This is a genomic window from Fredinandcohnia quinoae (genome assembly GCF_022427965.1).
GTDB classification, from domain to species: domain Bacteria; phylum Bacillota; class Bacilli; order Bacillales; family Bacillaceae_L; genus Ferdinandcohnia; species Ferdinandcohnia quinoae.
The window spans coordinates 25,970-36,521 of sequence record NZ_JAKTTI010000040.1 but is presented as its reverse complement, the minus strand read 5'-3'; the positions used below and the strand labels follow the sequence as shown (position 1 = coordinate 36,521).

General features: G+C 35.1%; 10 protein-coding genes. All 10 read left to right on the top strand.

Annotated elements, in window-relative coordinates:
* The first annotated feature begins 146 nt into the window (after positions 1–146).
* The 10 genes from MJG50_RS18885 (at position 147) to udk (ending at position 10,443) form a co-directional block, all read left to right on the top strand.
* Complete coding sequence (locus MJG50_RS18885) at positions 147–1,205, top strand: AI-2E family transporter (RefSeq protein WP_240257327.1); 1,059 nt, start codon at positions 147–149, stop codon at positions 1,203–1,205.
* Between the two features lie 481 nt (positions 1,206–1,686).
* Positions 1,687–4,323, top strand: coding sequence for an alanine--tRNA ligase (gene alaS, locus MJG50_RS18880; protein ID WP_240257326.1), 2,637 nt, complete (start codon positions 1,687–1,689; stop codon positions 4,321–4,323).
* Between the two features lie 80 nt (positions 4,324–4,403).
* On the top strand, positions 4,404–4,670 hold the full coding sequence (locus MJG50_RS18875) for an IreB family regulatory phosphoprotein (RefSeq protein WP_240257325.1): 267 nt from the start codon (positions 4,404–4,406) through the stop codon (positions 4,668–4,670).
* 5 nt (positions 4,671–4,675) lie between these two features.
* Positions 4,676–5,092 carry a Holliday junction resolvase RuvX gene (ruvX, locus tag MJG50_RS18870; protein WP_240257324.1) on the top strand — a complete coding sequence of 139 codons (417 nt, stop codon included), beginning with the start codon at positions 4,676–4,678 and terminating at the stop codon, positions 5,090–5,092.
* A 15-nt stretch (positions 5,093–5,107) separates the two neighbouring features.
* Positions 5,108–5,395 carry a DUF1292 domain-containing protein gene (locus MJG50_RS18865; RefSeq protein ID WP_240257323.1) on the top strand — a complete coding sequence of 96 codons (288 nt, stop codon included), beginning with the start codon at positions 5,108–5,110 and terminating at the stop codon, positions 5,393–5,395.
* 143 nt (positions 5,396–5,538) lie between these two features.
* Complete coding sequence (gene mltG / locus MJG50_RS18860) at positions 5,539–6,675, top strand: endolytic transglycosylase MltG (RefSeq protein WP_240257322.1); 1,137 nt, start codon at positions 5,539–5,541, stop codon at positions 6,673–6,675.
* 164 nt (positions 6,676–6,839) lie between these two features.
* Positions 6,840–7,487, top strand: coding sequence for an O-methyltransferase (locus tag MJG50_RS18855; RefSeq protein ID WP_240257321.1), 648 nt, complete (start codon positions 6,840–6,842; stop codon positions 7,485–7,487).
* Between the two features lies 1 nt (position 7,488).
* Positions 7,489–8,418, top strand: a complete 930-nt coding sequence (locus MJG50_RS18850; protein WP_240257320.1) for a peptidase U32 family protein — start codon at positions 7,489–7,491, stop codon at positions 8,416–8,418.
* A 110-nt stretch (positions 8,419–8,528) separates the two neighbouring features.
* Complete coding sequence (locus MJG50_RS18845; RefSeq protein WP_240257319.1) at positions 8,529–9,806, top strand: peptidase U32 family protein; 1,278 nt, start codon at positions 8,529–8,531, stop codon at positions 9,804–9,806.
* Position 9,807: 1 nt separating this feature from the next.
* Positions 9,808–10,443: a uridine kinase gene (gene udk, locus MJG50_RS18840; RefSeq protein WP_240257318.1), complete on the top strand. Its 636-nt coding sequence runs from the start codon at positions 9,808–9,810 to the stop codon at positions 10,441–10,443.
* The last annotated feature ends 109 nt before the right edge of the window (positions 10,444–10,552 follow it).

Below are 10,552 nucleotides of genomic sequence, written 5' to 3'. Positions count from 1 at the left end.
AAATGAAAAAAAACTGTAGGCAAACTCGAAAATCTTCGAGTTTGTCTACAGTCTGTAACCCCACATTATGTGGGGTTTATTTTTTTATTTCATAAGAATAAAACAAGTAATTCCTCTAACAATAATGTAAGGGGGAATGAAGTTATATGAAAGATATAAAAGTAAAATGGATATATCGCTTTTTAATCATGTTACTAGCTTTTTTGTCGATATTAGTATTTATGAAATTAGCTCCTATCTGGCTTCCAGTTGTTAAAATTTTAAAGACCTTTTTGCTGCCCTTTATTATCTCAATCTTTATTACGTATTTGTTACTTCCAATAGTGGAAAGAATTAATAATCGTGGAGTTCCACGAACAATTGCTATTTTACTAATTTATCTTATTTTTTTTGGAGGAATTGGTTTTGGAATTTATAGGGGAATACCTATTGTTATTCACCAATTGAAAGATTTAGCGGATAGTTTCCCGCAATTTGTTAATACATATCGAGGGTGGCTTCATGAAGTAGAAACAAGAACAGCCAATTTACCAGTAGGTATACATGAACGAATCGAAGATTTTTTCTTATCGATTGAAGCCTATTTGGATTCTATTTTAAAATCAGTAGTAAATCTTACGGGAATAATTAATTCTATTTTATTGCTAGCAATTATTCCATTTATTGTCTTTTATATGTTGAAGGATTACAATCAAATGATTAAGGTAATTTGGTATATTACACCTCGGAAAATACGTAAATCGGGTCAATTATTTCTTCGAGATGTGGATGAATCACTTGGAAATTATATTAGGGGGCAATTAGTTGTATGCCTTCTTGTTGGGGGAGTCACATCACTTGCATTTTGGGTGTTTGGGATGAAGTATCCACTTTTATTAGGAATTATTGTTGGGATGACAAATATTATTCCTTATTTTGGACCGATTATAGGTGCAATCCCAGCTGCAATTATTGCTGCAACACTTTCGATAAAATTACTTGTAATTGTTGTGCTTATTATTTTTGTTCTTCAATTCATAGAAGGAAATCTACTCTCACCATTAATTGTCGGTAAAAGTCTACGAATGCACCCTATCGTAATAATGGCAGCATTACTACTAGGTGGAGAGATAGGAGGGATTATAGGGCTTATCGTTGCCGTACCTGTTGTAGCTATTTTAAAGGTATTTATTGTCCATGCAAAACTTCACTTCATGCACAATTGACAAACATTTTCTGCTTCTTTATAATTGACAAGAAAATGTACATATTTAATACTATGATGGAGAATTTAGGTTACATAACTTATCATACAAGTGTGTGTTCAAAAGGAGGACAAAAAGAGCCGAGAAGGTCGAGGCGGCGAAGCCTTCGAGTAGCGGAATGTATGCTTTAATACATGAGCAACGGAGGAGCAAGCCAACGAAGAGATTCGACAGCTATTTTTCCCGGACTTTTGAACATCCTTTTCAGAGATGAATTTCCTAGGCTGAAAGAAATTCTAGATGACGTAACATAAACGCTACTCCAGAGTGTAGGTAAAACCTACCGGTGCAAGCCGTTATCGATATACGAAGGTGATGAACGATATTTATTTTATGTTCATAATCAGGGTGGTACCGCGAGCTATACTCTCGTCCCTGTAATTGGGATAGGAGTATTTTTTTATGCATTTTTTTATAACATATATATAAGGAGGAATTAATAATGAAAGCATTAACTTCAGCACAAGTTCGTCAAATGTTTCTTGATTTTTTTCAGGGAAAGGGTCACTCGGTTGAACCAAGTGCATCATTAGTTCCACATGAAGATCCATCGCTACTATGGATAAATAGTGGTGTGGCTACATTAAAAAAGTACTTTGATGGACGAGTTATTCCTGAAAATCCAAGAATTTGTAATGCTCAAAAGTCTATTCGTACAAATGATATCGAAAATGTTGGGAAAACTGCCCGTCATCATACTTTTTTTGAGATGTTAGGTAACTTTTCAATCGGAGATTATTTTAAAGAAGAAGCTATTGCTTGGGCTTGGGAATTTCTAACTAGTAAGGATTGGATTGGTTTTGATGCAGAAAAATTATCTGTAACAATCCATCCTGAAGATGAAGAAGCTTTTGAATTATGGAATAAAAAAATTGGAATACCAGAAGAACGCATTATTCGATTGGAAGGGAACTTTTGGGATATCGGAGAAGGACCAAGTGGACCGAACACTGAGATTTTCTTTGATCGTGGAGAAGAGTATGGAAATGATCAAGATGATCCTGAACTTTACCCTGGTGGAGAAAATGAACGTTATTTGGAAATTTGGAATTTAGTTTTTTCTCAGTTTAATCACAATCCAGATGGTACATATACACCACTTCCAAAAAAGAATATTGATACAGGTATGGGCTTAGAAAGAATGTGTTCAGTTATTCAAGATGTTCCAACAAATTTTGAAACAGACCTATTTATGCCGATTATAAATGCAACTGAGAAAATTTCAGGTGAAAAATACGGAAAGAATAAAGAATCAGATACCGCATTCAAAGTGATTGCTGACCACATCCGAACAGTTACATTTGCAGTTGGTGATGGAGCATTACCATCTAATGAGGGTAGAGGCTATGTTTTAAGACGATTACTCCGTCGAGCAGTACGATATGCAAAACAAATTTCTATTAATCGCCCATTCATGTATGAGCTCGTTCCGGTCGTGGGTGAAATTATGGTCGATTTTTACCCAGAAGTAAAAAATAAAACCGAATTTATTCAAAAGGTAATCAAAAATGAAGAGGAACGCTTCCATGAAACATTAAATGATGGGTTAGCTATTTTAGCAAATGTAATTAAAAAGGAAAAGGAAATAGGCAGTGACACTATTTCAGGTGCAGATGTATTCAGATTATATGACACATATGGTTTTCCAATTGAGTTAACTGAAGAATATGCAGAAGAAGAAAATATGAAAATTGACCATGAAGGCTTTGATCGTGAAATGCAAGGTCAGAGAGAAAGAGCTCGTTCTGCTCGACAAGATGTTGATTCGATGCAGGTTCAGAGTGGGGTGCTAGGTGACATCAAGGTTGAGAGCTTGTTCGTTGGATATGATACGTATACAACAAATTCAAGCGTCCAAGCTATTATTAAAAATGGAGAAGTAGTCGAGAATGCAATCGAAGGTGACGAATTGCAGGTTATTTTAGATAAGACTCCATTTTACGCTGAAAGTGGTGGACAAGTAGCTGACGAAGGAATTATTGAGAATAATACTACTAGAATTCGAGTCAATGATGTTCAAAAAGCTCCAAATGGTCAACATCTGCATAAGGTAGTTGTCGAAAAAGGTAGTTTATCAAAGGGTGACGAATTTAAAGTCGTTATTAATCAAAAGAATCGAAGTAAAATTATTAAGAACCATACGGCCACACATTTATTACATCAAGCTCTAAAGGATGTATTAGGTGAACATGTCAATCAAGCAGGATCACAAGTAACGTCTAGCCGACTTCGTTTTGATTTCTCGCATTTTGGACAAATCAATCAAGAAGAGTTGGAGAAAATCGAATCAATTGTTAACGAAAAAATTTGGCAGAGCATTCCTGTTGCAATTGAACAAAAGTCTCTTAGTGAAGCAAAGGCAATGGGTGCAATGGCACTTTTCGGTGAAAAATATGGTGATATCGTTCGTGTGGTTCAAGTAGGGGATTATAGCCTTGAGCTATGTGGTGGTTGCCATGTTCCTAATACATCGACAATCGGCTTATTCAAAATAGTTTCCGAGTCAGGTATCGGTGCTGGAACACGAAGAATTGAGGCTGTAACAGGTGAGGCAGCATATCATATTGTGAATGATCAAGTAAATCTATTACATGAGATTTCAGCATTATTAAAGACAAAGCCAGCAGAAACACCTGCTCGTATTGAATCTCTATTACTGGAAATGCGCACACTACAACGGGAAAATGAATCGTTAGCTGCAAAGTTAGGAAATATTGAAGCTGGAAATCTTGTTAGTCAAGTAAAATTGATTAATGGTACAAAAGTACTGTATAGTAAAGTGAACGCTGCAGATATGAATAATTTACGCACAATGGTTGATGAATTAAAGCAACAACTCGGTTCTGCTATAATTGTATTAGGATCAGTAAATGAAGATAAGGTTAATTTGACGGCTGGGGTTACGAAGGATTTAATTGAAAAAGGTTTCCATGCAGGTAAGCTTATTAAAGAAATTGCTACACGCTGTGGTGGCGGTGGCGGTGGACGTCCGGATATGGCTCAAGCTGGAGGTAAAAACCCTGATCAATTAGAAGATGCTTTGCAGTTTGTTGAAGAATGGGTAAAATCCGTTTTATAATAGTAAGTATTAGTGTACAATGTTAAGTAAGGACTGATAGATTCAATAGAAAAGAATCTAAAGAGTGAGGTGCAAAAATTTTGAGCTCATTTGATAAAACAATGAAATTCAATTTTCCGGAAGAACCTATTGAAACGAATGTGAATGAGGTCTTATTTACAGTCTACGATGCTCTTCAAGAAAAAGGGTATAATCCGATTAATCAAATTGTTGGCTATTTATTATCGGGTGACCCTGCATATATCCCACGCCATCGTGATGCGAGAAATATCATACGTAAACTTGAGCGTGATGAATTAATCGAGGAACTAGTAAAATCGTATTTAAAGATTCATCGCGAGGAGTAGACTTAATGAGGGTTCTTGGATTAGATGTCGGATCAAAAACGGTAGGAGTAGCTGTAAGTGATGAAATGGGCTGGACTGCACAAGGAATTGAAACGATAAAAATTAATGAAGATAGACAACAATTTGGATTAGATCGACTTGAAGAGATCATTCAGCAATATCAAGTAGACTCTGTAGTAGTGGGCCTTCCCAAAAATATGAATGGAACAATTGGTCCAAGGGGTGAAGCTAGTCAAAGTTTTGCTAATTTGGTGGTAGAGAGATTTGGATTACCTATTGTTTTATGGGACGAGCGTCTCTCTACTGTTGCTGCAGAACGTGTTCTGTTATCAGCAGATGTTAGTCGAAAAAAACGAAAAGCAGTTATTGATAAAATGGCAGCGGTAATGATCCTTCAAGGTTACTTAGATAGTAAAAATTAATATGAGGTGAAGATAATGGAACATGGTGAAAAACAAATTACAGTTATTGATGAACAAGGAAATGAACAGCTTTGCGAGGTATTATTTACATTTGAATCTGAAGAATTCGGTAAATCATATGTATTATACTATCCACTAGGTGCAGATGATAATGATGATGAAGACATCGAAATTCATGCATCTAGTTTCAGTGCTACTGAAGATAGTGATGAAGGTGAACTTCAGCCTATCGAAACAGAAGAAGAATGGGATCTCATTGAAGAGATGCTTAATACATTCCTTGATGAAGAGGAAGAAGAATAATTAAAAACAGCCATTTGGCTGTTTTTTTTTGTTGCGTAAGGAATAAAAAGGTATAATTACTGTTGACAATACTACCTTAAATTGACGAAAATAATAAAAAACTGTAAGATAAATTTTTAGATAGAAAGGGGGACTTTACCTACATGTCAGAAAATGAATCTAATGGAACTACATATAAGAAAAAACTCGTAGAACGCAGAGATGAGGCTAGGGTTGTAAGGAAAATAGTGCTAATTGCTTTTATTATAACTTTATTATTAATTTCAGGCCTCATTGGCGGTGGTTACCTATATATTAAATCAGCACTTGAACCAGTTGACCCTACAAATAAAAAAGAAGTGAACGTAACGATTCCGATTGGTTCTTCACCAACAACAATAGCGAAAATTTTAGAGAAGAATAAAATTGTAAAAAATGCAAAAGTATTTCGGTATTATACCAAATTTAAAAATGAGTCAGGTTTTCAAGCGGGTGAATATAAACTGAATCAAGCCATGACCTTCGACCAGATTATTGAAAGCCTTAAATCAGGAGTTATTGCCAAGGAAGTTGTATTTAAAATAACAATTCCAGAAGGTAAGCAACTTGATCAAATTGCTACAATAATTGCAGAGAAAACAGGACTTAAGAGTAAAGATATAGTAGTCAAATTAGATGATAAAAGCTATATTGAAGAATTAATGACATTATATCCAAATGTTTTAACAGAGGATATTTTACATGAAGATATTAAGCATCCTTTAGAAGGGTATCTATTCCCAGCAACATATCCATTCTATAAAAAAGATCCGACAATAGAGGAAGTTATAGAGGTAATGCTTAGTCAAACTGAGAAGATAATAGAGAAATATCAGGCAGAGATAGGTGGAAATGAACTCGTTAATTCACCACATAAACTTTTAACAATGGCATCACTCATCGAAGAAGAAGCAACAGCAAAAACGGATCGAGAAAATATCTCTAGTGTTTTTTACAATAGAATTGAGAAGGGTATGCCTTTGCAAACAGATCCTACAGTTCTTTATGCACTAGGAGAACATAAAGATAGAGTTCTTTATGAACATTTAGAGGTAAACTCACCTTATAACACATATAAAATACAAGGCTTACCTCCAGGGCCAATTGCGAATGCTGGTGAAATGTCAATATCAGCTGCACTACATCCAGCAGAAACAGATTATTTATACTTCCTTGCAGCTTCCAATGGCCAAGTCTTTTATTCGAAAACTTTGGAAGAGCACAATGTTAATAAGGCGAAATATATAACAAACGAAGATTAAATACATGGATATGAAAGGGAACCTAATATTATATTAGCGTTCCCTTTTACTTTGTGGTAAAATATATCGAGTTGGAAACCGACATTTACTAACGGAAATTGACATTTGGTGTCAATTTCTTTATTTCTTTCTATTACCACCATATTTGAATGGAGGTTTTTTTCATGAATGTAGATCATTCTATTACTGCATACATAGAGTCCCTAATTCAGAAAAGAGATTGTACGATTGAGGAAATGGAACTGTATGCACAGGAGAATAATGTTCCAATCATGGAGCTTATTGGAATTGAGTGTATGCTTCAAATTTTACGTATTAGTAGTCCTAAAAGAATTCTTGAAATAGGCACTGCTATTGGATATTCTGCTATCAGAATGGCAAAGGCACTTCCCTATACGAAGATAGTTACGATTGAAAGAGACGAAGAACGCTATAAAAAAGCTTTACAGTATATATCAGAAACTGGAACAAGCTCACAAATAGAAGTTATATATGGAGATGCGTTAGAAGTAGAGGAAACTGTAAAAGAAAAAGGTGAATTTGATGTATTATTTATTGATGCAGCCAAAGGACAATACAGACGTTTCTTTGAAACTTACGAAAAATATTTGTCTCAAAGTGGGATGATTCTAACAGATAATGTTTTGTTTAAGGGACTTGTTGCAGAAGATCATATTGAGAATAAGCGAATTCGCAGCTTAGTTACGAAAATAAAGTCATATAATGAATGGCTTATGGCCCATCCAAACTATGTGACAACAATTATTCCAGTTGGTGATGGAATTGCAATAAGCAAAAAAAGAGGTGAATAGAATGAAAAAACCAGAACTTCTCGTAACCCCTACTCATGTAAACGATATTGAGCATTTGATTCAAGCTGGTGCAAATGCATTTGTAATTGGAGAACAACGATATGGTCTACGACTAGCTGGGGAATTTAATCGTGATGATATTAAAAGGGCTGTTAAAATTGCTCATCGGGATGATGCGAAAATCTATGTTGCTATGAATGCTATTTTCCATAATGAAAAAATTGAGGAACTAGCCGATTATATTCTCTATTTAAAAGAAAATAAGGTTGATGCAATTATTTTTGGAGACCCTGCTGTATTATTAACAGCTAGAGAAGTAGCTCCAGAGATGAAATTACATTGGAACACAGAGGCTACAGCTACTAATTGGTATACATGTAATTATTGGGGACGAAAAGGTGCCAAACGTGCTGTCCTTGCACGTGAGTTAAATATGGATGCAATTGTCGAAATGAAGGAAAATGCCGAAGTCGAAATTGAGGTCCAAGTTCATGGGATGACAAATATGTTTCAATCAAAGCGTTCTTTGATTGGGAATTATTTTGAATACCAGGGCAAGGTATTGGAAGTAGAGAATCGGAAAGTGGAAAAAAATATGTTCTTATATGATAAGGAACGTAATAATAAATACCCGATTTTTGAAGATGAAAATGGAACTCATATTATGAGCCCCAATGATATATGCATCATTGATGAGTTAGAAGAGATGATTGATGCAGAAGTAGATAGCTTTAAAATAGAAGGCATTTTAAAGTCGATGGATTATTTAGTTGAAGTTACGAAAATCTATCGAAAAGCTATTGATTTATGTGTAGAAAATAGAGATGAATATGAAGACATTAAAGATGATTTATTAGCACAATTAGAAGAATTACAGCCAGTGAACCGTCCACTCGATACAGGATTCTTCTTTAAAGAAACAGTTTATTAACTAGAAAACTCATGCGATGTTGCCTGAAGGTGCCTTTATTACGCAGCAATAACCAGCACCCAGAAGGCAGACTCGCGGGAGTTTTCCCTAGTAGAAAAGGAGGAGAGAGTATGTCTGTAGTTTCAAAGGATCCAATTTCTACAATAATTGATGGTAAACGTGTAATTATTAAAAAACCAGAATTACTTGCACCCGCAGGAAATTTAGAAAAATTAAAAATTGCTGTTCATTATGGTGCAGATGCTGTTTTTATTGGTGGACAAGAATATGGTCTACGATCTAACGCAGATAATTTTAATTTAGATGAAATGACCGAAGGAGTTCAGTTTGCGAATAAATATGGAGCAAAAATTTATGTAACAACGAATATATATGCACATAATGAAAATATTAATGGCTTAGATGAATATTTAGCAGGATTAGAAAAAGCCGGTGTGACTGGAATTATTGTCGCAGATCCGCTAATTATTGAAACATGTCGTAGAGTAGCACCGAAGCTTGAGGTCCATCTAAGCACACAACAATCTCTTTCTAACTGGAAGGCTGTGCAGTTCTGGAAGGAAGAGGGTCTAGAGCGTGTCGTTTTAGCACGTGAAACGAGTGCCGAGGAAATTAAGGAAATGAAAGAAAAAGTGGATATTGAAATTGAAACCTTCATACATGGTGCAATGTGTATTGCATATTCAGGAAGATGTACACTCAGTAACCACATGACTGCTCGGGACTCTAATCGTGGTGGGTGCTGTCAATCATGTAGATGGGACTATGACCTTTATCAACTTGATGGAACAGATCGTAAAGAGGTCGCATTATTTTCTGATGAGAATGAACCATTTGCAATGAGTCCGAAAGACCTTAAGTTAATAGAATCCATCCCAAGAATGATTGAATTAGGAATTGATAGTCTGAAAATCGAAGGCAGGATGAAATCGATTCATTATATCGCAACTGTCGTAAGTGTATACCGAAAAGTAATTGATGCATATTGTGCAGATCCAGATAACTTTGTGATCAAACAGGAATGGCTTGATGAACTTGATAAGTGTGCAAATCGGGAAACTGCCCCTGCATTTTTTGAAGGTGTCCCTGGTGTTAATGAGCAAATGTACGGGAACCATAGTAAAAAAACAACTCATGATTTCGCCGGGCTCGTCCTTGATTATGATACAGAAACAAAAATCGTAACACTTCAACAACGAAATTATTTTAAACAAGGTGATGAAGTAGAGTTTTTTGGCCCTGAAATAGAGAATTTTTCGCAAGTTGTTGGAACGATTTGGGATGAGAAAGGTTATGAAATTGATGTTGCAAGACATCCGCTCCAAATTGTGACCTTTAAAGTGGACAAACCGGTTTTTGTTAACAACATGATGCGAAAGGGGAACTAAGATGGGAAAGAAGCCAATTGTAATTGGCATTGCTGGGGGATCAGGTTCAGGTAAAACAAGTGTAACGAAAGCAATATACGATCATTTTCAAGGCCATTCAATTCTGATGCTTGAACAGGATTCCTATTATAAAGATCAAAGCCATATGCCTTATGAAGAAAGACTAAATACGAATTATGATCATCCTTTAGCATTTGATAATGAATTATTAATACAGCATATCGAGGAGCTTTTAGAATATAAAGGTATAAGTAAGCCGGTGTATGACTATAAATTTCATACAAGGTCAAATGAAATCATTTTTGTTGAACCGAAGGATGTTATTATTCTTGAAGGAATTTTAGTGCTTGAAGATGAAAAGCTAAGAAATTTAATGGATATTAAATTATTTGTGGATACCGATGCTGATATTCGAATTATTAGAAGAATGTTGAGAGATATTAAGGATCGCGGTCGTACAATAGAGTCTGTAATAGAACAATATGAATCGGTCGTTCGACCCATGCATAATCAATTTATTGAACCGACTAAACGTTATGCAGATTTAATTATTCCTGAAGGTGGGCAAAATCATGTTGCCATCGACCTAATGGTAACAAAAATCCAAACAATTCTTGAACAAAATGTAATTTTGTAATAACATATATAAAGCATGTAATCACAAATTAATTTTTAAAATGTAATAAAGGAATGAAGGGAGGATATTCTCTTCATTCCTTTCCTTACACATTGATGATATGATTGTT